This window comes from Bradyrhizobium sp. SZCCHNS3002 (assembly GCF_032377435.1).
Classification (GTDB): domain Bacteria; phylum Pseudomonadota; class Alphaproteobacteria; order Rhizobiales; family Xanthobacteraceae; genus Bradyrhizobium.
Genome location: NZ_JAUHHY010000002.1, coordinates 151,249 through 173,626, shown reverse-complemented (window position 1 = coordinate 173,626; position 22,378 = coordinate 151,249). Strand labels below are relative to the sequence as shown.

Sequence of the window (22,378 nt, the reverse complement as noted above, 5' to 3'; positions counted from 1 at the left end):
ACCATCCGCGGCGCGGCGGCGTCGTTGTTCATGCTGGCGTCGGCGCTGACGTTGTCCGCAGGCGTGGCGCATGCGCAGAGCAAGCCGCCGCTGAAGATCGGCGGCATTCTCGACATGTCGAGCCTCTACGCCGACATCACCGGTCCGGGCAGCGAGACCGCGGCGAAGATGGCGGTGGAGGATTTCGGCGGCGAGGTGCTCGGCCGCAAGATCGAGGTGATCGCGGCCGACCATCTCAACAAGGCCGATCTCGCCGCCAACATCGCCCGCGACATGCTCGACAACCAGGGCGTCGAGATGATCTGGGATGTCGCCGCCTCCGCCACCGCGCTGGCCGCCGGCGAGATCGCCAAGGCGCGCAACAAGATCATCATCTTCAACGGTCCCGGCTCTGTCAGGCTCTCCAACGAGGCCTGCGGCCCCTACACCGTGCACTACGTGTTCGACACCTTCGCGCAGGCCAACGTCACCGGCCTGGCGGCGGTGAAGTCCGGCCTCGACAGCTGGTTCTTCCTGACCGCCGACTACGCGTTCGGCCAGGATCTGGAAAAGGACACCACCGCCGTGGTGGTGAAGTCGGGCGGCAAGGTGCTCGGCAGCGTGCGTCATCCGCTCAACACCTCGGACTTCTCCTCCTTCCTGCTGCAGGCGCAGGCCTCGAAGGCCAAGGTGATCGGGCTTGCCAATGCCGGCGGCGACACCATCAACGCGATCAAGCAGGCCGCGGAGTTCGGCCTCACCAAGGGCGGGCAGAAGCTGTCGCCGCTGCTCGCCTTCGTCTCCGACATCGACAGCGTCGGACTGGAGACGGCGCAGGGGCTGCTGGTCGCGGAAGCGTTCTACTGGGATCTCAACGACGACACCCGCGCCTTCACCAAGCGCTTCATGGAGCGTACCAAGCGCGTGCCGACCTCGGCCCAGGCCGGCGTCTACTCCTCGGTGACGCACTATCTGAAGGCGGTGAAGGCTGCGGGTACGACCGACGCGGACGCCGTGATGAAGCTGATGAAGGCGACGCCGATCAACGACATGTTCGCCAAGGGAGGCCGCATCCGCGAGGACGGCCGCATGGTGCATGACATGTATCTGTTCGAGGTCAAGAAGCCGTCGGAGTCGAAGGCCAAGTCCGACGACTACAAGCTGCTCGCGACCGTGTCGGGCAACGAGGCGTTCCAGCCGCTGGAAGCGTCGCGCTGCCCGCTGGTGAAGAAGTAACGGCCGAACGGCCGCCATTCCGGGGCGCGCGTGAGCGCGAACCCGGAATCTCGATGTGAGACAATCAGCTCTGGATTCCGGGTTCGACGCTCGCGCGTCGCCCCGGAATGACGAGACCATCACGAGCAACAGCGGAGCGGCTACCATGACCACCAACACCACCGTCCTGCAGCACGTCGAGGCCGGCCTGCTCACGATCACGATGAACCGGCCGGAGCGGCGCAACGCGCTCAACAGCGACATGACCAAGGGCCTGGTCGAGGCGGCGCATCGCGCCGCCAATGATCCGGAGGTACGCGCCGTGCTGCTCAAGGGCGCCGGCGGCACGTTCTGCGTCGGCGGCGACGTCAAGGCGATGGCCGAAGCCAAGACCGCGCCCTCGTTCGAGACCAAGGTGACGACCCTGCGCGAGCGCATGGAGGTGTCGCGGCTGCTGCACCAGATGCAGAAGCCGGTGGTGGCGCAGATCGACGGCGCGGCCGCCGGCGCCGGCCTGTCGATCGCCCTGGCCTGCGATCTGCGCGTGGCCGGCGAGTCGGCCAAGATCACGACGGCCTTCGCCAAGGTCGGGCTGTCGGGCGATTTCGGTGGCACCTACTTCCTCACGCAACTGCTCGGCAGCGCCAAGGCGCGGGAGCTGTATCTGACCTCGCCGGTCCTGACGGCGCAGGAGGCGCTCGCATTGGGCATGGTGACAAAGGTTGTGCCCGATGCCGAGGTCGAAGCAGCGACGCGCGCGCTGGCGATGTCGCTGGCGCAGGGGCCGAGCGTGACGCTCGGCTACATCAAGCGCAACATCAACAATGCCGAGACGATGACCTTGGAGGCCTGCTTCGACGCCGAGGCGATGCATCACTCGCGCTGCAGCGACACCGAGGACCACAGGGAGGCGGCGAAAGCCTTCGTCGAGAAGCGCGCGCCGCTGTTCCAGGGGCGGTAGCGTCGCTCGCAATGACGCTGCTGAAGCCGCTGGCCTGTGTGAACAGGTAAAGCCTCGAGGAGGACTGCATGCCTTACCTCCACCTGCGCCAGATCTGTCTCGTCGCCCGCAGCCTCAAGCCCGTCGTCTCGGACATCGCCGCGATCATGGGCCTGGAGATCTGCTATCGCGACCCGCATGTCGGCAAATACGGGCTGGAGAATGCGCTGCTGCCGGTCGGGCCGATCCTGCTCGAGGTGATCGCGCCGACCCGCGAGGACACCGCGGCCGGACGCTTCCTCGACAAGACCGGCGGCCGCGGCGGCTACATGGCGATCTTCGCCTGCGATGATCCCGATGGCCGCGCGTCCCGAGCCAATGCGATGGGCGTGCGCACCGCCAACGTGATCGATCATCCGCCCTATCACGGCGTGCAACTACATCCCCGTGACTGCCGCGCCGCCTTCATCGAGCTCAATCACACCGCGGGCAGTGACGATGTGCTCGGCGCCTATCCGCCCGCTGGGCCGGATTGGACGCGCGCGATCCGCAGCGACGTGACGACGGCGATGACCGAGGTGGTGCTGCAGAGCCCCGAGCCGGCCGCGCTCGCCGCGCATTGGGGGCGCATTCTCGATGTGGTGCCGTCTGCCCGAGATGGTGTTCAGCAGTTGAAATTGCCGAACGCCGGTATTCGTGTCGAACCCGGCGAGCGCGAGCTCATGAGCGGCCTGACGTTCCGCGTCGCCGATGCTGCGCGTGTGGCCGACGCCGCGCGCGCCCGTGGCTATGCAGTTTCAGGCGGCTGTTTCACAATTGGCGGCGTTGCCTTCGCGTTGCAGGGGGCGGTCGCCAACTAGTCGATCGGCATGGACGGGACGAGCCCGGCCATGCCGACGATCGAAGCTCGCGGTTCGTCACCGCCCCTTGAAGTTCGCGAAGCGCCGCTCCTCGGTGGCCTTGACGCCTTCCTTGAAATCCTCGGTCGCGCGCAGCCTGGTCTGTTCGGCGAGCTCGTGCTCGGTCGCGGCCATCACACGGTCGGCGAGGTTGGCGCGCATCGTGGCGCGGGTCGACAGCAGGCCGAGCGGCGAGCATTCGGCGATCTCGGCGGCGAGCTTCATCGCGGCCGTCCGCACCTGGTCCTGCGGCACGCATTCATTGGCGAGGCCCATCCTCAGCGCTTCCTCGCCGGTGACACGGCGGCTGGTGTAGAACATCAGCTCGGCGTTGTTCTTGCCGACCAGCTCCGGCAGCGTCACCGTCAGCCCGAAGCCGGGATGGAAGCCGAGCTTGGTGAAATTGGCCGAGAAGCGCGCCTCCGGACAGGTGACGCGGAAGTCGGCCGAGACGGCGAGGCCGAGCCCGCCGCCGATCGCGGCGCCGTGCACGGCGGCGACCACCGGCTTCTTGCAGCGGAAGATCCGCACCGCCTGCATGTAGAGATGGTTGATCGCCCCGAGGCTGTCGGCCGGATCGCCTTTGGCGCCGGCCGCTTCCTGCGCCTGGCGCGCCGGATCGGTGAAGTTGGCGCCGGCGCAGAACGCCTTGCCCTGCGCCGCCAGCACCGAGGCGCGGATCTCGATGTCGCGGTCGAAGCCTTCCAGCGCATCGGCGATCTGGTTGATCAGCGAAATGTCGAAGAAGTTGAGCGGCGGCCGGCGGATCTCGATCAGGCCGACATGGCCGTGGATCTCGACGCCGATGTCAGGGAAGTGGGTCATGGTGGGGTCTCCTGATTAGTTACCTAATGCAGCGGTACGGCTGGTGCACCCTCTCCCCTTGTGGGAGAGGGTGGATCGCCGACGCGAAAGCGACGGCGAGGCGGGTGAGGGGTTCTCTCGGCAGTTGGCCGTGCGGATAGAGACCCTTCACCCGCTTCCGATGCTTCGCATCTCCGGCACCCTCTCGCACAAGGGGAGAGGGTGCACCGAGCAAGCCGAATTGGCTCCTACAATCACCTCAACCCCAGCCCGCGCGCGATGATGCCGCGTAGCACCTCGGTGGTGCCGCCCTGGATGGTCAGCTTCGGCGCGGTCTGCATCGCGAAGGTCAGCTGGCTCTCCAAGGTCTCGCGATTTCCTGCGTTGTCCTCGACGAACGCGGCGAGGTCGCGGACGCGATGCGGCAGCTGCTGCTCCCAGACCGTACCGACGTCCTTGACGATCGAGGCCTCGACCACCGGCTCCTTGCCGGCCTGCAGCATGCCGGCGACCGACACCGACATCCGCCGCATCGTGTGTAGCTGCGCCACCAGGCGACCGATGCCCTCCGCGCTGCGCGTGTCGGGGTTGGGACCGACCGCGCGCACCAGCTCGGTCAGCACATAGTAGGTTTCGAGGAAACGCTCGGGCCCCGAGCGCTCATAGGCGAGCTCGGAGGTGGCCTGCTTCCAGGCGCCGTCGATCTCGCCGAGCTGATGATCGTCCGGCACGAAGGCGTCGGTGAAGACGACCTCGTTGAACTCCTTCTGCCCGGTGATCTGCCCAATCGGGTTCACCTTGATTCCCGGTGATTTCATGTTCACCAGGAACTGCGTCAGGCCATGACGACGGTTCTCCTTGGTGGCCGGCGACGTGCGGAAGATCGCGATCATGTAGTCGGCCATGTGCGCCGACGTGGTCCAGATCTTCGAGCCGTTGATCAGCCAGCCGCCGTCCGTCCTGGTCGCGCGCGTCTTGGCGGCGAACAGGTCGGAGCCCGAGTTCGGCTCGCTCATGCCGATCGCGAAGCACAGCTCGCCGCGGCAGATGCGCGGCAGGATCTCCATCTTGATATGCTCGGGCGCGTAGCGCAGCAGGATCGGCCCGCTCTGCCGGTCGGCGACGAAGAAGCGCCTGACAGGCGCATTGGCGACCCGCATCTCCTCGGTCACGACGTAGCGCTCCAGGAACGAGCGCTCGTGGCCGCCATATTGCTTCGGCCAGGTCATGCCGATCCAGCCGCGCGCGCCGACGCGGGCCGCAAACTCACGTGCGTCGGCATCCTCTCGCTTGGGCTGGTACGGGTTGAAGGTGCCGGCCGCGATCTCATCAGCGAGGAAGGCGCGCACCTCCTTGCGCAGCTCCTCGCATTCCCTCGGCAGGCGGATCGGATCGAAACGAAGTGCGGTCATGCGGCAATCCTCTTCGTCGTTAGCGCGAGGCGACCAGCGGCCACAGCTCATCGGCGCCGTGTGCGGCGACGCGCTTACCGAGCTCGACGGCCCAATGGCTCTCGGAGCCGAAATCGTCGCGCCAGCCCAGCGCGCGCAAGGAGAAGCGATGCAGGATGTGCTCGGTGGTGAAGCCGATGGCGCCGTGCACCTGATGCGCGATCGCCGCGCCCTTCTCGGCGGCCTCGGCGCAGCGGATCTTGGCCGCGGCGGCTTCGAGAAACACCGCGTCGTCGAACGCGGCGGCCCGCGCGATCGCATCCGCGGCCGATGTCGCGGCCGCGCTCGCGGCGGCGCTCTCACCGGCCAGCCGTGCGAGATTGTGCTGCACCGCCTGGAATTTGCCGATCGGCTTCTCGAAGGCGACGCGCTCACCCGCATAGTTGACGCTGATCGCGAGCAGCCGATCCAGCGCGCCGGCGATCTGCAGTCCGCGGGCAACGCCGCCCATCAGCATCAATGTCGTGGCGTCGAAGCCGGCCGGCGCCGGCCGGCATGCCAGCGGCGTGATCTTGTCGAACGTCACCGTGTCGCTGGGATCGTTGGCGAGGTTGAGGCCCGCGTCGATGCGCAGCCGCGCGGTCTCGACCAGCGCGATCGACACGCCGTCGCCGCCTTGCGCGAGCACGGCAACATGCTGCGCGGCTCTGGCGAACGGCACGCCGCGGGCATGGCCGGACAAGGTGCCGTCAGCGTCGAGCGTGATCCGGTCTCTCGGATGAGCCGGCGCGATCGTCATGGCGCCGTCGGGCGAGGCAATGCCGCCTTGTTGCAGCAGCCAGCCTGCGAGCAGCGTCTCGGCCAGCGGCACCGCAATCGCAAAACGGCCGGCGGCATTGATGATCTCGAAGCCGTCGGCGAGGTCAGTGCCGGCGCCGCCGAACTCCTCGCCCACCCAGGCGAGCGTCAGGCCGGCCTCGCTCAGCGCCTGCCACAGCGGCGCCGTCCAGCGGCCGTCCTTGTCGTGGTTGATCGTCTGCGGGTCGGCGAGATCGGCGAAGATCCTCTCCGCGGTCGCAACGACGATGTTCTCAGCTTCCGCCACAGCGCTCCTCGCCCTCGTTGTCGTCGGTCTCGGCGCGCCATGTCCTGCGCGCGCCGGCGATGTCTTGCCGGCATGATGGGCGCAAGCGATGGCCCTGACAAGCGTAGCGCGCTGCAGGGCCCCGTCCGCTCGCCGCATGGAGGCGAGCGATTTCCGCGCTGCGGAGATTTTGCCGATTTTGCAGATGCAGCGATGTTGGCTAAGAAGAAGCAAGGTAACAGGCAAAGGCAAACAGGGAGGTGCGGAATGGCTGAAGGTCTGTGCGCGGTCGTGACGGGGTCGGCGTCCGGCCTCGGAGCCGCGACCGCGTTGCTGCTGGCGAAGGCCGGCATGCGCATCGTCGTGAACTATTCGAACAGCAAGAGTGAAGCCGAGCAGACCGCTGATCTCTGCCGCAAGGAAGGAGTCGAGGTCGTCGTCATTCAAGGCGACGTGTCGCGCGACGAGGATTGCCGCAAGATCGTCGCCGCCGCCGCGGCCTGGGGCCGGCTGGATGCCCTCGTCAACAATGCCGGCACCACCAAGCACGTCCCGCACGATCAGCTCGACGGCCTTTCGGCGGAGGATTTCCAGCGCATCTTCGCGGTCAACACCATCGGCCCCTTCCAGATGGTGCGCGCCGCACGGCCGCTGCTGGAAGCAGCGGCCAAGGCGACGGCGCGTGCGTCCGCGGTCGTCAACGTCTCGTCGGTGGCCGGCATCAGCGGCGTCGGCTCGTCGGTTGCCTATGCCGCCAGCAAGGGCGCGCTGAACACGATGACGCTGTCGCTGGCGCGCGCCCTGGCGCCAGCGATCCGCATCAACACCGTCTGCCCCGGCTACATCGATACGCCGTGGTTCACCAAGGGCCGCGGCGAGGCCGGCGCCAAGCAGGTGCGCGATGCGGTGGTGGCGCGGGTGCCGCTGCGCGCGGCTTCGTCCGCCGAGGATATCGCGCAGCTCGTGGCGTTCCTGGCGAGCCCGGCGTCAGGCCACATGACCGGCGAGGTCGTGCGCATGGATGCGGGGATGCATCTGTTGGGGTGACGCCGTTTCTTGGGGCGACGCCGTCGTGGTGAACAGCCGACGCGACGGCGCAGTCCAGACCTTGTTGGTGCTGGATTGCGTCGCCGCCTGGCTGGCAATGACTTGGAGTGAGAGCGCTTGGAGCGAGCGCGCTAGCGATTGAAATCGCGGATCGTGCCGCTGGCGACCAGCCTGTTCCAGATGAACAGCACCACCACGGCGCCGATCGTCGCGGTGATGAAGCCGGCGCCCTGGTTCGGACCATAGTGCCCGATCGCCTGTCCCACCGCGGTGGCGAGGAATGCGCCGACGATGCCGAGCACGGCGGTCAGGATGAAGCCGGAGGGGTTGTTCGGTCCCGGCGACAGAAGCCGGGCGAGGAAGCCGGCGACCAGCCCGACGATCAAAATATAGAGCATGACATGATCCTTGCCTGAAGGTCGCGCTCAGATCCGGCTCGCCAACTCGTGCTCGGTCGGCAGCCGCCCGTCCGGCGTGAGCTGATCGACCACCTTCGGCAGGTACTGGCTCAGCCCGTTCAACAGCTCGTCGCGCGAAAGCCCGCTCTGCGCGGTGAGCTGATCGATCTGGTCGGCGCCGAGCGCATTGGCGAGGTCGCCGGGCGAGATCGGCTTGTTCTCGCCGGGGGAGACCCAGGAGTTCGCGGTGTCGCCATGGCCCTTGTCCTGCAACTGGCGCAGCAGATCGCCGAGCCCGCCGGACAAGACGCTGCCGGCGGCGCCGCCGGCGAGCAGGCCACCGAGTCCGCCAGCGATGATGTTGCCGAGGCCGCCGCTCAATCCGCCACCAAGCGCACCGCCGAGCGGTCCGCCTTGATTCCCGGTCGGCTGAGACGGCGGGACCGGCGCGGGCGCCGCATTCGGCTGCTGCCCATTCTGCGAGAAATGCTTCACCGCTTTCCACGCCAGCAAAGCGAGGATCGCCATCGTCATTGGCGACATGCCGCCGCTCTTCTGCGTGGCCGGATGACTTGGCCCATTCGGGCCGTTCTGCATGCCGTTGAGGATATCGAGTAGACCCATGACCTGCCTCCTGCGCCCCACGCCGACAAAGCTATTGGCTTGCACGGAGCGTTACAAGCCGCGGTCAGAAGGGTCGCACAGGGGAACGTGTCGCGCGCGGCTCAGTTCCGGGCTTCGGCCCGTTTCGGCGCCTTGGCTCCGGGCGGTGCGGCAGCAGTCTGGCTCGGGCCGGTGAACATCCGCTTCAGCTCGTCGAGCTTCTCCGACAGGACCGGAAAGTTGCACGAGAACGAATCGCGCCGCCAGCCATCCTTGGCGCATTGCGCTGCCTTGATGCGGGCGCGTGCCTCCACGTTCGACGCCGGCGGTGGCAAGCCGCCCTGCGCGGTCGCGGCCGGCGGCTTGCTCGGCCGTTGCGGCGGCGGCGCCGGCATGGCCGGCTTCGGCGGCTCGATCGCGGCCCGCGCCGTCATGTCCCGGAGCGAGGGCTGGAGGTCCTGCGTCTGCGGCCGCGACATCATTGCCGAGCTCATGTCGGCGTGGCGCTGGCGCTCGAGGTATTGTGTATACTGCTGGTCGATGAACTTCTGCTCTTCAGCCGTGGGATTGGGCCCGGCGATGTCGAAGCTGCGGTCCTGCATGAAGTCGTAGTAGACATAGCCGCCGCCCGGCTTCCGTCTCCCGGCAAATTTGGCGTTGCATTGCGCCAGCGCCGCGGTCTTCTCCTCCTTGGAGGCGGACTTCTCGGCGGCGTCGGCGCACTCCTCGAAATCCGTCGGGGAGCGGCTCCACCATTCCGCATGCGCGCGTTGAGGTTGCACCGCAGGCAGGCAGGTGATCGCTGCAAAGACCAGAATTGGCAAGTGGGGTCGGTACACGAACGGCAATCCTCAGCGGCTCCCCGCCTCAGATGACGGGAGATTGTCGCCAATTTGCGGCGATGTGTGACTCCAATGCTGCGTAATTTGCGACTTTCTTCTTTATCTGCCGTGGTTCCGTGATCTCGTTGCCACAGTCGGGTCGGCAATGACGGCGGCGCCGTTCGTGAATCGCACCTTGCTGTGGCGCCGGAACGATACGCAGCTTTTTTCCACCATTTTCATCCCGCCGTAGTTGACGAAACTAATCTTGACGATGGAAAGATTGGTGTTGACTGGACCGCACAAGCGCTCCTATGAATATCTTGACACTGGAAAGATGGATTGCGCCGCCCGGCGCGGAGGAGGCTGCGATGAAGGTGTTCCTCACGGTCAAGCTGGCGCTGCTGCCGTTCGTCGTGTTCTGGACCCTGCTGGCCTGGCATCAGCCGGCATGGGCGGTGTGGTCCGCGCTGGCCCTGGCGCTGGCCGCCAATGTCTGGCGCGCCTCCCGTAGCGAGCTCGCGCTGCTGGAACTCGGAAGCCTCGCCCTTTTCGTCGTGCTGGCGATCGCCAACGACGTCGCGCCGAATTGGACGGCCGGCAATGCCCTGTGGCTGTCCTTCGCTGGGCTCGGCCTCATCAGCTTCGCTTCGCTCGCCGTCGGCCGCCCCTGGACCGGGGATTATTCCCGGTCGGCCTATGCCGACAGCGCCTCGACGCCCCAATTCCATTTGATCAACATGCTGATGACCGGGCTCTGGGGCGTGCTGTTCCTGGTGCTCGGCCTGTGCCGCTGGGCCAGCGTCGCCTCCTGGATCACGACGGCGATCGTCGTCGGCGGCGCGCTGATCTCGATCTTCGGCCCCCGCTTCGCAATTCGCCAGGCCTTGCTGCGCATGCGGGCCGCGCGCGAGGAGTGCCATTGGCCGGCGCCGGGCTTCGCCTCCGCGGCCGAGACCGATTGCGATGTCGCGGTGATCGGCGCTGGAATCGGCGGGCTGACGGCCGCGGCCCTGCTCGCGGAGTCCGGGCTGAAGGTGAAGGTGTTCGACCACCACGTCGTGCCCGGCGGCTTCTGCCACACTTATCTTCGCAAGGCGCACCACGACAACAAGCCGGTGCTGTATCGCTTCGATGCCGGGCCGCACGATTTCTCCGGCGTCTGGCCCGGCGGGCCGGTCGACGGCGTGCTGCGCCGGCTCGGCGTCGCTGACCGTATCCAATGGCGGCGGGTCACCCACTCCTACCGTCTCGCCGGCCGGCGCATCGAGGTGCCAGAGGACTGGCGCGCCTATGTCCGACTGCTTTGCGAGATGTTTCCAGCCAGCGCGGACGGGCTGACCCGGCTGTTCGACACCATCCATGCCATCTTCGAGAGCATGTATGCGACGGGGCAGGGTCGCAGCGGCATTCCCGGCATGCCCGCCACATTGGAGGAGATGCTGGCCTTCCCGCGCAAGCATCCGCAGGCGTACCGCTGGATGAACCGCCCGTTCGACGAACTCGTCGCCGCCCACGTCTCCGATCCCGAGCTGATCGCCACTCTCAATGCGCTGTCGGGCTATCTCGGCGACGGCAGCGAGACGCTGAGCTGCGCGCAGATGGTCCCGATCTTCGGCTACTATTTCAAGGGCGGCTTCTATCCGGTCGACGGCTCCGGCCACCTCGCGGACGTGCTCGCAGAGGCGGTCACCGCCCGGGGAGGCGAGGTGCATCTGAAATCCAGGGTCACCCGCATCCTGGTCGAGCAGGGCCGCGCCGCCGGCGTCGTGCTCGGCAATGGCCGCACGGTCCGCGCGCAGGCGGTGGTCTCGAATGCCGATCTCGGCCGCACCTTCACCGAGCTTCTGAAGGCCGACGATCTGCCGGCCGGCTTTCGCGAGCGCGCCCGTGCCCTCGTACCGGCGACGTCGTGCTTCTCGGTGCATCTCGGCCTCGACATGGTGCCGGACGTCGCGCCCGCCGCGCATCTCGACTCCCCGATGGGGATCGGCCTCGCGGTAATGTCCAAGCTCGATCCGTCGGCGGCGCCGGAAGGCCATGCGACGATGACGATCATCACCCTCGTTCCTCACGAACAGGCCAAGAGCTGGTTTCCCGACGAGGGCGGCGACGACTGGAAGGCGTGGCGGCGCTCGCCGGGCTACGAGGCCCGCAAGCAGCAGCTCGGCGATGCCATGGTCGCCGCCGCCGAGACCGTCGTTCCCGGCTTGTCGCAGCATATCGTCTACCGCACCGACGCCAGCCCGGTGACCTATGCGCGCTATGACCTCGCCAGCGCCGGGGCGATCTATGGCGTGGCCCGATCGGCACGGCTGAAGGGCGCCAAGGCGCCGGTGCGCAATCTCGTCATCGCCGGCGGCGGCAATGCCGGAGCCGGCGTCGAGGCCGTGGTGATCTCGGGCGCGGAGGCGGCCGAGGCGCTCGTGCCCGGCCTGCTGGCGCGCGTATCAGATGTCGCATCGGACGCAATGACAGCGCCGCCGAAGGCGGCATGAGCGCGGCGATCAGGGCGTGTAGAGGTAGCGCAGCAGGGTGCGGCCGACGGTCTCCAGGCTCTGCGCCGAGCACTGCTCGATCGTATCCTGCGTGGTGTTGAAATAGGGCTCGTAGTCGAAGTCGATGACCAGGAAGCTCGGAATTCCGGCCTGCTGCAGCGCCGTGTGGTCGTCGCTGATCGGGTACGTCGTGGGCTCCGGCGAGAACGCCTGCGGCGCGATCCGGCTGCCGATGCTCCAGAACTTCTTGACCTCCGGCAGCGCCGAGGCCAGCGACGACGGCTCCGGCTGCAGCTTGAGATCCTTGTCGCAGACCATGTCGAAATCGACCGCCTTCTCCGGCTTGTGCGTCGGATAATAGGTCTTCAGGTTGGCCGCGAAATGCGGCGAGCCGAGGGGACGCCAGGTCGGATCGCCGGCGCCGAGCGATTTCGGCCCTTCCTCGCCGTCGAAGAAGATCAGGTCGATGCCGACGTCGGGCCGCGGCGACAGCGACAGCACGCGTGCGGTCTCCAGCAGCAGCGCCACCGCCGAGGCGGAGTTGTTGGCGCCCGGCATCGGCGCATCCGGCGACTTCGGATCGCGATAGGCCTTGATGATGCTGTCGTAATGGGTCGCGACGATGACGCGCCGCGGGTTCTGCACCTGGAAGCGGGCGATGATGTTGGTGAGCGGGATCGCCTTGCCGTCGTCACCCTTGGCGGAGAAGCTCTGCGTGAGCACCGCATCCGCCGCGCTCTTGGCCATCGCGTCCTTGATGTAGTCGATCGTTTTCTGATGCCCCGGCTCACCCATCGAGCGCGGCGTGAAGCGCAAGAGATCGGCGATGACGGACATCGCGCGCTGGCCGTCCCACAACTCGATCTTTGCGTCCGCGGCGTGGGCGGCCGGCGACGTCAGCAGCAACGCGGCCGTTGTCGCGGTGGCGGCGAGGCGGGGCCAGAACTCGGTCATCCGAAAAGCTCTTCAACGATGTCAGGACGGCTTCTTGCCGAAGGGAATGAACAGGATGCCGGCGCAGCCAGCCAGCACCACGGCGAAATAATAGGTGATGGCGCGCGAGCCGATGGTCGGAATCAGCGCGAACGTCGTGACCAGCGTGCCGACGACGTTGCCGATGGTCGAGACGCCGTAGACCAGGCCGGCGACACGGCCGGCCTCGCCGGCCGAGCGCGTCAGCAGGCTGACGGCGATCGGCGAGAAGGTGCCGAGCAGGGTCAGCGGCACCAGCAGCAGCGCGGTCGAGGCCATCAGCGTCGCCATCGGCCCGTCGCCGATGCTGTCGAGGATGTCGGCCATCACGGTATCGGCGGTCGCCGGCACCAGCGCCATGTAGGCGGCGGCGATCAGGATCATGGTGCCGATGGTGCGCGTCGACGGTTGCCGGTCGACGATGGCGCTGCCGGCGAAATAGCCGATCGCGAGCGCGCACAGCACGGTCGAGATCAGGCTCGCCCAGGCGCCGATGCCGCTGCCGAAATACGGGTTGAGGTAGCGGCTGCCGAGCATCTCGAAGCCCATCAGCACGCAGCCGACCAGGAACGAGCAGACATAGATCGCCAGCATGCCGGCGCGGGACACGTGCTCGCTCATGGCAGCTTCTTGTTGTGGCGCTCGATGCTCTTCAGCGCCTCGACCGGCGCGAAGTCGTCGGTCAGCACCTTGGCCTTGGCGTCGATCACCTGGCCGTTGTCGATGTCGATGCGCTTGCGCTGCGCCAGCATGTCGGCGAGCTTGTAGCGGAAGCCGAATTCCTTGTCGCGCTCCTGCGCGATGCCGGCGAGATCTTCCGCCTTCCGCTCGTCGCCGGGATAGGCGACCATGACGATGTTGCCGCCGGCCTCGTAGAAGTCGACCTGCGGGAATACGCTGTGGATGGTCTTCACCGCGGCATCGAACAGCATGGTCGACGGCTCGACGTTCTGCGCCACCACGCCGCCCTCGGCGAGATGGTCCTTGACGAGCTGGTAGAATTCCTTGGTCAGCAGGTGGAACGGCACGAACGGCCCGCGATAGGCGTCGATCAGGATGATGTCGTAGCGCTCCTTGGATTCCTGCACGAACAGCCGGCCGTCGCGGTTGGCGACGTGGAAGTTCGGCTCCTCCTTGATGCCGAAGTATTTCTTGGCGAGCTCCAGCACGGTCGGATCGAGCTCGACCGAGGTCACCTGCACCTTGGGCAGGAAGCGGTGCAGGTACCAGGCGGTGCGGCCGCCGCCGAAGCCGATCTCCAGGATCGAGTGGACATCCTTGGCGTACATCACGCTCGCGGTCATGAAGCGGGTATAGTCGACCGGCAGGTCGAGCTCGTCGCGGGTGTTGTAGACGCTCTCGGTATAGATACGCCGGTTGTGACCGAAGGTCATGCTGCGGTAAGGCGCCTGCTCATAGACATAGATGTTGTTGTAGAGCGACTCCTTGGACTCCAGCAGGTTGCGGGTGCCCTGCGCGCCTGCGGCGGCGACGAAGAGGAAGCTTGCGAGCGCGCCTGAAATGACCGACCGGATGAGCATCGACTTGATCGTTTCCCTCGGCTGAAAAATGATGGGTGAGGTCTATGTAACCTGACGGCTCCGGCTCCGCAGGACGGCTATCCTCCGGTCAGAGATGCGCTCAGGCACGACCAATACGGCGATCCCGAGGCCGGTTCCGCATCGGCGCCGTTCTCTTAGACCATTGGCTGCCTCCCGGATAGTCAAACCGGCCCGGCCAACGGGGGTGTGATCGCGGCAGCCCCTTCGAGCGGTCCAGCGCGGAGACGTTCCCCGCGCCGAAACGGACCCGCGAACCTGCCGCGCGGCGCTGTGCCACGGTGATCCACGCCGTGCTGGCGATCACCGGAGAGGCTTCCGGTCGGTGGCCGGGTCTGCTATGGAGACCAGCGAAGCAGTTGCACCTTGGTGCAGGCTCCGGTCCCGTAGCTCAGCTGGATAGAGCGGCGGTTTCCTAAACCGTAGGTCGCATGTTCGAGTCATGCCGGGATCGCCATCTGCCGCAGCATTGCGCGCGCAGACCTCTCCAGATCAAACCGTCGCGCGTGTGATCCGCTCGGGAAACGGGTGGAGCGCGCCGCCGCGATCGAGGAGCTTCTCCGGGTGAGACGGCGGCCTGAGCCCCGTCCGCGCGGCGCGCCATCGCCGCCGAATGCATCACCCTGGAGAGCTATCCATGCACACGACGATCGAGCCGGGCATCCTGTATTTCGGGACGCCCGTCGTCCTCATCAGCACCGTCAACGAGGATGGCGGCTTCAATCTCGCGCCGATGTCGTCGGCGTTCTGGCTCGGCTGGCGCTGCATGCTGGGCCTCGCGGCGGGATCGAAGACGCCGCAGAACATGCGGCGTACCGGCGAATGCGTGCTGAACCTGCCGTCGGTCGATCTCGTGGCCGCCGTCGATCGCCTGGCGCTGACCACGGGATCCGACCCGGTGCCGCCGATGAAGCAGCGCAAGGGCTACCGCCATCAGCCGGACAAGTTTGCGACGGCGGGGCTGACGGCGATCGCGTCCGAGACCGTCGCGGCGCCGCGCGTGGCCGAATGCCCGGTCCAGCTCGAGGCGCGGGTCGAGGCGGTGCATGGCGTCGCCGATGACGATGCGATCCTGAAGGGGCACATCCAGTGCTTCGAGGTCCGTGTGCAGCGGGTCCATGTCGATCCCGCCATCCTGACTGACGGCGTCCGCGACCGCATCGACCCCGACAAATGGCGACCGCTGATCATGAGCTTCCAGCAGTTTTATGGCCTCGGCGCGCGCGTTCACGAATCGCGGCTCGGGACCATTCCGGAGGCGGCCTATCGCACGCCCGATGTCGAGCGTGCGCGCATGGTGCCGGCGCGGATGGAGGTGGCGGCAGGCTGAGCCGGCTCGGCCTCGGGTCTCGCCTGGAATCGCCCGGTCGCCCGTTCAAGCTTGCATCCGGGTGCAAGAGGTCAAGGACATCATGGGGTCTGTGGCTGTCGACCGGCTGCTGATCGAGGCGGCCGATCACTACAATGCGGGGCGCGCCGGACCGGCCAAGGCCCTGTGCAGCGACATCCTCCAGGCGGTGCCGGATCATCTGCCGGCGCTGCATCTGTCCGCGATCCTCGCCTTCGCCGACGGCCGCATGGCCGAGGGCGCGGAGCTGCTCGGGCGCGTCTTTGCGCGCGATCCCCATCATGCGCCGGCCTATGTCACGCTCGGCGACGCGCTCGCGGTGAAAGGCGAGCGCAACGGCGCCGCCGATGCGTTCGCGCGCGCAGCGGCGTTGCGGCCGCTCGATGCGGCGATTCAGAGCAGGCTCGGCAGCGCGCTGCTGGAGCTGTCGCGCTTCGCCGAGGCCGAGGCCGCCTATCGCCAGGCGCTGACGCTCGATCCTGCGCTCGCGCATGCGCGCTGGAATCTCGCGCTGGCCCTGACGCGTCAGGGCCGCCTCGCGGAGGCCGAAGCCGTCTACCGTGCGCTGCTCGAACGCGACCCGGCCTACCCCGAGGCGTGGCGGGCGCTGGCGCATGTGCTCGCCGACCAGGGAAATCATGCGGCGGCGGTGCCGGCCTATCAGCATGCGCTCGCCGTCCATCCGGCCGATGCCGGCCTGCATCTCAGCCTTGGCGATGTGCTCTACAGGCAGCGCGCCTTTGCCGAGGCCGCGGTCCATTATCGTCGGGCCTGCGATCTCGCGCCGGGCGATGCCAAGGCTGCGCGGCTGCTCGGGCACGCGCTGCATGAGGCCGACCGCCCGGCCGAGGCCGTCGAGGCCTATCGGCGCGCCGCCGTGCTCGATCCCACCGATGTGGTCGTGCTCAGCAATCTCGCGGCCTGCCTGTGCGGGACCGGCCAGCTCGATGCGGCGATGGCCGCCTGCGAGCACGCGCTGGCCTTGCTGCCCGATCACGCCCCGGCGCACACCAATCTCGGCATCATCCATGAGATGCGCGGCGAGACCATCGAGGCCGTCGCGGCGCATCGCCGTGCGGTCGCCGCCGATCCGGCTTACGCCAAGGGCCACGCCAATCTCGCGGTTGCCTTGCGTAATGCCGGCGACATCGACGCCGCGCTGGCCGCCTCGCATCGTGCGATCGCGCTGGCGCCCGACAATGCGCTCGCCCGCTACAATCACGCGCATTTCCTGCTGATGTGCGGCGACCTCGTGAACGGTTTTGCCGAGCATCGCTGGGGCCGCGACTGTCCGGACCTCTCCGCGGGCATGCCGCGCTTCGACGCGCCGGAATGGCAGGGCGCGCCGCTCGACGGACGCACCCTGCTGCTGTTCGCCGAATATGGCATCGGCGACGCGCTGCAATTCGTGCGCTATGTCGATCGCGTCAGGATGATGGGCGGCCCGGTCGTGCTGCAGGTGCAGCCGGCGATCGCGCCCCTGCTGCGCTGTCTGGAGGGCGTGACCGTGGTGCCGCGCGGCGCGCCGCTGCCGCCAATCGACCTGCAGGCGCCGCTGATGGATCTGCCGCGCATCTTCGGCACCACGCTGGAGACGATCCCGGCCGAGGTGCCGTACCTCGCCGCCGATCCGATCAAGATGGCCGCGTGGCGCAACGTGCTCGGGCGCGCGCCGTCGTTGAAGGTCGGCGTCGTCTGGGCCGGCAATCCCAGGCACAAGGGCGACCGTCAGCGCTCGCTCACCGCGCAGGCGGTGCTGCCGCGGCTGGTGATGCCGGGCGTGCAGCTCTATTCGTTGCAGAAGGAGCCGCGGCCGGGCGATGCGCTAGGGCTCGCCGAGCTCGGCACCGACGTCATCGATCTCGCGCCGCTGCTGAGCGACTTCGCCGAGACCGCGGCCGCCGTCGCCGCGCTCGATCTCGTCATCTCCGTCGACACATCGGTGGCGCATCTCGCCGGCGCGCTCGGCCGCCCGGTCTGGGTGCTCCTGCCCTATGCGCTCGACTGGCGCTGGCTGCGCGACCGCGCCGACAGCCCGTGGTATCCGACCATGCGGCTGTTCAGGCAGGAGAAGCCGATGGCCTGGGACGGGGTGCTGGCGCGGACGGCCGGGGAGCTTGCGCGGCTGGCGGCGGGTGAGCGCGGGCTGTTGTCGCCCGGGCCGGTCTGAGGCCGAGAGCGGACGTCGAAGGCTTATGAGGTCCGACGCCTATCGCGTGGCGATGCGTGCGAGACCGGTCTGATCCGAGCGCGCGGACGGAAACGACAATCGCCACAAGCTGAACAGCATCGGGAGCTGGAAAACGAAGCTGATCGCCGCAGCGCCTGCCAGCACCTCGAAACGTTGCGCTTCGATCAGGCCCTTGGCGCCCGGGACCACGTGGACCAGGCCGTCGGCGACGTAGACAAGCGCAACGACCCGCCAGATGTTGGCGGAGAGCAAGCCCATCCTGAAGGCGTGATCGAACAGCGCGAGCAATCCGCCGAGCGCGAGCGTCGAGCTCACCATATGAGCCGGCGTATCGTAGAAGCCGGAGTCCAGGGCGGCCTGGACGAACCAGAGTCCGTAAACCACCGCGATGATCTTCAGCAGCATCGGTTCGTTTCCAGTCTCGCGAGATTGTCGGCTGCCTCCGGGCAGCCGATCGGATTGCGCCCGCTGATCGGAGCAGGCGCGCGCGACGTCGAGCTTATTCTGCGTGTCACGAAGGCTCTCTTAATCGGCTCGCTTGGATTGTCCTGAACGAGCCGTTTCGCGCGCGCCTTTGATCCCGGTCCCGTGATGCAGGGCCGGGCGCGGTTGCGGGCGTGGTGAAGGACCGCGGAGGCAGCCTACCGCTCCGCCAGCAACTCCCGCACCCTCGGCACCACCACCTTGCCATACAGCTCGATGCTCCGCATCAGCCTGGCATGTGGCAACGGCCCCGCCGAATATTTCAACTGAAACCGCGACAGGCCGAGCGCCCTGATCGTCGCGGCGATCTTCTGCGCCACGGTCTCCGGCGAGCCGACATAGAGCGAGCCGTGATCGGCCTCCTGCACGAACTCGTCGCGGCCCATCGGCGGCCAGCCCCGCTCGCGGCCGATGCGGTCGCGCATGGTCTTGTAGTCCGGCCACAGCTCCTCGCGCGCCTGGTCGTCGGTGTCGGCGACATAGCCCGGCGAGTGCACGCCGATCGGATTCATCGCGCGGCCGAACTGCTTGATCGCACGATGATAGAGCTCGACATAGGGCGCGAACCGCGCGGGATCGCCGCCGATGATCGCGAGCATCAGCGGCAGCTCGTAATGCGCCGCGCGCACCACGGACTCCGGACTGCCGCCGACGCCGATCCAGGCCTTCAGCCGGCCATGCTCGACCGGTGGATAGACGAGTTGCTCGCGCAGCGGCGGGCGCAGATTGCCCTGCCAGGTCAGCGGCTGCTGCGGCAGCAGGCTGACGAACAGATCGAGCTTCTCCTCGAACAGCGCCTCGTAGTCCTTGAGATCGAAGCCGAACAGCGGGAAGGACTCGGTGAAGGAGCCGCGGCCGAGGATCACCTCGGCGCGACCGTTCGAGACGGCGTCCAGCGTCGAAAATCGCTGGAACACGCGGATCGGATCGTCCGAGCTCAGCACCGTCACCGCCGAGCCGAGCCTGATGCGCGAGGTCCGCGCCGCGATCGCGGCCAGCGCCACTTCGGGCGCCGAGATCGCGAAGTCGCCGCGGTGGTGCTCGCCGAGCCCGATGAAATCGAGCCCGAGCTCATCGGCCAGCACCGCCTCCTCGACGACGTCGCGGATCACCTGGGCGTGCGAGGCCATGTCGCCATCGGTGCCGCGGGTGACGTCGCCGAACGTGTCCAGGCCGAATTCGATCTGTGTGGTCATGTCTCATTCCATTGCGTCGGGCCGTCATACGGCGTCCAGGCGTCAGCTGGAAGGGGCGGAACCGGATTGCAAGCGGCTGGAGCGAAACACAGGGTTTCGATGGTGCGGCAACGACAGAATCCCGTGTGTGGAGAGCTCGTCTGTTGGCTTCAGGCACGTCATGCCCGGCCATGACGGTGGAGAGAGGGGGGAGAAGGCCGCTCCGGCCGCCGTCCGCGTGAAGGTCAAGACGGCAAAAATAGTTCTTTCGTTTTTCCAGAAAGTGTGCTCTATTGTATCCATCCTGCCTCATCGATGAGGGGCGTACGCGCGGTCGTCACGAGACGCGAGGCGGGGATGCGGTGGCCGTAGCGGGTCGCAGCGTGACTTTGTCGCGCCGACGAACGATCCGTTGCGGACAGTCAAGTCGCGTGGTCCTGGCCTCCCGATGCTGAGGTCAAGCCGGACGGCGGTGCGGAAGCGCAGCGCGCCGACGATGGGGGCAAGACAGCCGGTCCCCAGGGAGATCGCGAAGCAGCTGTAAGACCATCGCGCAGGGAAGGCCGGGATGTTCCAGCCGAACCTGTGGTTCCTGCCGCCTGCATTTTTTTCGCAGGCGGGCCATGGGGGCGGCGAGCTCCCGGTCTTCCCTGCGCCCTCACGTTTCGGAGGGCGAACGATCCGGACAAGGCTCGGGCTTGCGCGGCCGCGAGAGCGCAAACGCATGACCTCGGCCGATGCGATGGCCGGCCGCGCCTGTTGTGCGGTCATGCCATGCCAAAAAATGGGCGTGTGGCCCGGCCGCGCATCACCTAGGCTCCGATCATCGATCACACGGGATGACGCACATGGCGACCGGCAGCGACTATCAGATCTTCGAGGCAGGCGACGTCGTGCTGCAATCGGGCGTGACGTTCCCGTCACTGCGGCTCGCCTACAAGACCTACGGCACGCTGAACGCGGCCAAGGACAACGTCATCCTCTATCCGACCTCGTTCGGCGCCCAGCACGTCGACACCGAGTGGCTGGTCGCGCCCGGCGGCGCGCTCGATCCGAGCAGCTACTTCATCATCATTCCGAACCTGTTCGGCAATGGCCTGTCGTCGTCGCCCTCGAATACGCGCGAACTGTTCGGCGACGCCCCGTTCCCGTCGATCAGCTATCATGACGCGGTCGCGGTGCAGCGCCGGCTCGTGGAGGAACAGTTCGGGATCAGCCGGATCGCGCTGGTCTATGGCTGGTCGATGGGCGGCATGCAGGCCTATCACTGGGCCGCCCTCCATCCGGACATGGTGGAGCGTGCGGCGGTGGTGTGCGGCAGCGCGCGCTGCTCGCCGTATAACCATCTGTTCCTGGATGCCGTGAAGGCGGCGCTGACGGCCGATCCCGCGTTCCGCAACGGCCGCTTCGTCGAGAAGCCTGTCGCCGGCCTGCGCGCCATGGGCCGCATCTATGCGGGCTGGGCGATGTCCTATGAGTTCTACCGCGACGAGGTCTGGCGCGAGCAGGGTTTTGGCTCGCAGGAGGACTATCTCGCCGCGACCTGGGACACCGCCTTCGCGCATCGCGATGCCGACAATCTGCTGGCGCAGATCGCGATCTGGCAGGGTGGCGACATCAGCGCCTGCGCGGCGTTTGGCGGCGATCTCGATCGGGCGCTGGGCGCCATCACCGCACGCATGCTGCTGATGCCGGGCCGGACCGACCGCTATTTCGATTGGCGCGACAACGAGCGTGAACTGCCGAAGCTGGTCAGCGCCCGCTCGGCCGAGCTGCGGCCGATCCCGTCGATCCACGGCCATCGTGCCGGCAACCCGATTCGCATTCCGGCCGACCGCGACTTCATCAACGCCCACGTCTCGACCCTTCTCCAGAGCTGACACCCGAGTTCGACATGACCGATGTTCCCAGCGACGAATTCGCGCCCCGCCCGAAGCTGCTGACACCGCAGGTGTTGCAGCAGCTCTGCACGCGCTCCAACGCGCAAGGCGCGCTGCGCACGCTCAGCCATTACGGCGCGATCATCGGAGTGGGTGCGCTGATCGGAGTGATCGCATCAACGCATGGTGTGCTCTGGGCGCTGCCCTTGCTGCCGGTGCAGGGCGTGCTGATCGCCTTCCTGTTCATGGCGGTGCACGAGACCGCGCACAAGACCGCGTTCGACAGCCGCAGGCTCAACCTCGCGATCGGCAATCTCTCCGGTTTCCTGATCGGACTGCCCTATGAATATTACTGCCTGTTCCACTGGGAGCATCACCGCCATACCCAGGATCCGGAGCGCGACCCGGAGCTGATCGTCGGCCCCAAGCCGCGCTCGGAGACGCAGCTTGCGATCGCCTATTCCGGCCTGGTCCAGGTGGCCGGCCGTCTCAGGTTGCTGCTGAAGCATGCGGTGACCGGCGAGGTGACGGTGCCGTGGGTGCCTGCCGGCCGCCGCGCCACCATCGTACGCGAGGCGCGCGCCTATGCCACTGGCTACGCGCTGCTCTTGATCGGCTCGGTCGCGCTGCACAGCGCGCTGCTGCTGTGGATCTGGGTGCTGCCGCTGCTGCTGGGCCAACTGATCCTCCGGCCCTATCTCTACGCCGAGCACACCGGTTGTGATCACACCAGAAGCGCCTTCCACAACACCCGCACCACCTTCACCACGCGGATCGTGCATTGGCTGGCGTGGAACATGCCCTACCACGTCGAGCACCACGCCTATCCGGCGGTGCCGTTCCACGCGCTGCCGAAGCTGCATGCGATCGTCGACGGCGAGATCAAGTATCGCGGGCAGGGCTACATCGAAGTGACGCGGCAGACCTGGGCCTGGTTTCGCGATCAGTTTGATGGAACGAAGTTCGGAAGCAAATGAGTTTGTGCCCGACCTATCGCCGCGCAGACGGTGCACCCTCTCCCCTTGTGGGAGAGGGTGGCATGATCGAGCAACGCTCGATCATGCCGGGTGAGGGGTCTCTCTCCGCAGAGA

Annotated in this window: 20 protein-coding genes and 1 tRNA gene; 10 read left to right on the top strand and 11 right to left on the bottom strand. The window is 67.2% G+C overall.

Annotated features, from left to right (window positions below; translation table 11 throughout):
- Nucleotides 1-30: 30 nt before the first annotated feature.
- From QW845_RS05195 to QW845_RS05185, 3 genes are all read left to right on the top strand, one after another.
- Nucleotides 31-1,215: an ABC transporter substrate-binding protein gene (locus QW845_RS05195; protein WP_315800912.1), complete on the top strand. Its 1,185-nt coding sequence runs from the start codon at nucleotides 31-33 to the stop codon at nucleotides 1,213-1,215.
- Nucleotides 1,216-1,360: 145 nt separating this feature from the next.
- Nucleotides 1,361-2,155, top strand: a complete 795-nt coding sequence (locus QW845_RS05190) for an enoyl-CoA hydratase (RefSeq protein WP_315800570.1) — start codon at nucleotides 1,361-1,363, stop codon at nucleotides 2,153-2,155.
- A gap of 68 nt (nucleotides 2,156-2,223) precedes the next feature.
- A complete protein-coding gene (locus QW845_RS05185; protein WP_315800569.1) occupies nucleotides 2,224-2,994 on the top strand; it encodes a hypothetical protein in 771 nt (256 codons plus the stop codon).
- Nucleotides 2,995-3,051: 57 nt separating this feature from the next.
- Here QW845_RS05185 and QW845_RS05180 read toward each other — a convergent pair whose 3' ends face one another.
- From QW845_RS05180 to QW845_RS05170, 3 genes are all read right to left on the bottom strand, one after another.
- Nucleotides 3,052-3,858, bottom strand: coding sequence for an enoyl-CoA hydratase/isomerase family protein (locus QW845_RS05180; protein WP_315800568.1), 807 nt, complete (start codon nucleotides 3,856-3,858; stop codon nucleotides 3,052-3,054).
- A gap of 233 nt (nucleotides 3,859-4,091) precedes the next feature.
- Nucleotides 4,092-5,249 carry an acyl-CoA dehydrogenase family protein gene (locus QW845_RS05175; protein ID WP_315800567.1) on the bottom strand — a complete coding sequence of 386 codons (1,158 nt, stop codon included), beginning with the start codon at nucleotides 5,247-5,249 and terminating at the stop codon, nucleotides 4,092-4,094.
- Nucleotides 5,250-5,268: 19 nt separating this feature from the next.
- Nucleotides 5,269-6,333: an acyl-CoA dehydrogenase family protein gene (locus QW845_RS05170; protein WP_315800566.1), complete on the bottom strand. Its 1,065-nt coding sequence runs from the start codon at nucleotides 6,331-6,333 to the stop codon at nucleotides 5,269-5,271.
- A 246-nt stretch (nucleotides 6,334-6,579) separates the two neighbouring features.
- Here QW845_RS05170 and QW845_RS05165 point away from each other — a divergent pair, with 246 nt between their 5' ends.
- A complete protein-coding gene (locus QW845_RS05165) occupies nucleotides 6,580-7,359 on the top strand; it encodes an SDR family oxidoreductase (protein WP_315800565.1) in 780 nt (259 codons plus the stop codon).
- A gap of 131 nt (nucleotides 7,360-7,490) precedes the next feature.
- Here the strand turns inward: QW845_RS05165 and QW845_RS05160 are convergent, their stop codons facing one another.
- The 3 genes from QW845_RS05160 to QW845_RS05150 form a co-directional block, all read right to left on the bottom strand.
- A complete protein-coding gene (locus tag QW845_RS05160; RefSeq protein WP_315800564.1) occupies nucleotides 7,491-7,757 on the bottom strand; it encodes a GlsB/YeaQ/YmgE family stress response membrane protein in 267 nt (88 codons plus the stop codon).
- A gap of 27 nt (nucleotides 7,758-7,784) precedes the next feature.
- A complete protein-coding gene (locus QW845_RS05155) occupies nucleotides 7,785-8,381 on the bottom strand; it encodes a YidB family protein (RefSeq protein WP_315800563.1) in 597 nt (198 codons plus the stop codon).
- A gap of 101 nt (nucleotides 8,382-8,482) precedes the next feature.
- On the bottom strand, nucleotides 8,483-9,199 hold the full coding sequence (locus tag QW845_RS05150; protein WP_315800562.1) for a hypothetical protein: 717 nt from the start codon (nucleotides 9,197-9,199) through the stop codon (nucleotides 8,483-8,485).
- Nucleotides 9,200-9,552: 353 nt separating this feature from the next.
- Between QW845_RS05150 and QW845_RS05145 the strand changes: the two genes are divergently transcribed.
- A complete protein-coding gene (locus QW845_RS05145; RefSeq protein ID WP_315800561.1) occupies nucleotides 9,553-11,679 on the top strand; it encodes a phytoene desaturase family protein in 2,127 nt (708 codons plus the stop codon).
- A 9-nt stretch (nucleotides 11,680-11,688) separates the two neighbouring features.
- On the opposite strand, the gene QW845_RS05140 is transcribed toward QW845_RS05145, so the two are convergent.
- The 3 genes from QW845_RS05140 to QW845_RS05130 are packed head-to-tail and all read right to left on the bottom strand — an operon-like array spanning nucleotide 11,689 to nucleotide 14,192.
- Nucleotides 11,689-12,633, bottom strand: a complete 945-nt coding sequence (locus tag QW845_RS05140) for a M28 family peptidase (protein WP_315800560.1) — start codon at nucleotides 12,631-12,633, stop codon at nucleotides 11,689-11,691.
- 21 nt (nucleotides 12,634-12,654) lie between these two features.
- The gene (locus QW845_RS05135; protein ID WP_315800559.1) at nucleotides 12,655-13,272 is read right to left on the bottom strand and encodes a fused MFS/spermidine synthase; all 618 of its coding nucleotides are present in this window, start codon (nucleotides 13,270-13,272) and stop codon (nucleotides 12,655-12,657) included.
- On the bottom strand, nucleotides 13,269-14,192 hold the full coding sequence (locus QW845_RS05130) for a fused MFS/spermidine synthase (protein ID WP_315800558.1): 924 nt from the start codon (nucleotides 14,190-14,192) through the stop codon (nucleotides 13,269-13,271). Before QW845_RS05130 ends, QW845_RS05135 begins: the two co-directional genes overlap by 4 nt.
- A gap of 398 nt (nucleotides 14,193-14,590) precedes the next feature.
- Here QW845_RS05130 and QW845_RS05125 point away from each other — a divergent pair.
- The 3 genes from QW845_RS05125 to QW845_RS05115 all read left to right on the top strand — a co-directional run bounded on the left by QW845_RS05125 (nucleotide 14,591) and on the right by QW845_RS05115 (nucleotide 17,728).
- A tRNA-Arg gene (locus tag QW845_RS05125) sits at nucleotides 14,591-14,667 on the top strand.
- Nucleotides 14,668-14,847: 180 nt separating this feature from the next.
- Nucleotides 14,848-15,540, top strand: a complete 693-nt coding sequence (locus QW845_RS05120; RefSeq protein ID WP_315800557.1) for a flavin reductase family protein — start codon at nucleotides 14,848-14,850, stop codon at nucleotides 15,538-15,540.
- 82 nt (nucleotides 15,541-15,622) lie between these two features.
- The gene (locus QW845_RS05115; RefSeq protein WP_315800556.1) at nucleotides 15,623-17,728 is read left to right on the top strand and encodes a tetratricopeptide repeat protein; all 2,106 of its coding nucleotides are present in this window, start codon (nucleotides 15,623-15,625) and stop codon (nucleotides 17,726-17,728) included.
- Nucleotides 17,729-17,767: 39 nt separating this feature from the next.
- Here the strand turns inward: QW845_RS05115 and QW845_RS05110 are convergent, their stop codons facing one another.
- Entirely contained in the window at nucleotides 17,768-18,154 is a 387-nt protein-coding gene (locus QW845_RS05110; protein WP_315800555.1) for a hypothetical protein, read from the bottom strand.
- Between the two features lie 236 nt (nucleotides 18,155-18,390).
- A complete protein-coding gene (locus QW845_RS05105; RefSeq protein ID WP_315800554.1) occupies nucleotides 18,391-19,428 on the bottom strand; it encodes an LLM class flavin-dependent oxidoreductase in 1,038 nt (345 codons plus the stop codon).
- An 827-nt stretch (nucleotides 19,429-20,255) separates the two neighbouring features.
- Here QW845_RS05105 and QW845_RS05100 point away from each other — a divergent pair.
- Both QW845_RS05100 and QW845_RS05095 read left to right on the top strand, forming a co-directional pair.
- Complete coding sequence (locus QW845_RS05100; protein WP_315800553.1) at nucleotides 20,256-21,287, top strand: alpha/beta fold hydrolase; 1,032 nt, start codon at nucleotides 20,256-20,258, stop codon at nucleotides 21,285-21,287.
- A gap of 14 nt (nucleotides 21,288-21,301) precedes the next feature.
- Complete coding sequence (locus tag QW845_RS05095; RefSeq protein WP_315800552.1) at nucleotides 21,302-22,264, top strand: fatty acid desaturase family protein; 963 nt, start codon at nucleotides 21,302-21,304, stop codon at nucleotides 22,262-22,264.
- The last annotated feature ends 114 nt before the right edge of the window (nucleotides 22,265-22,378 follow it).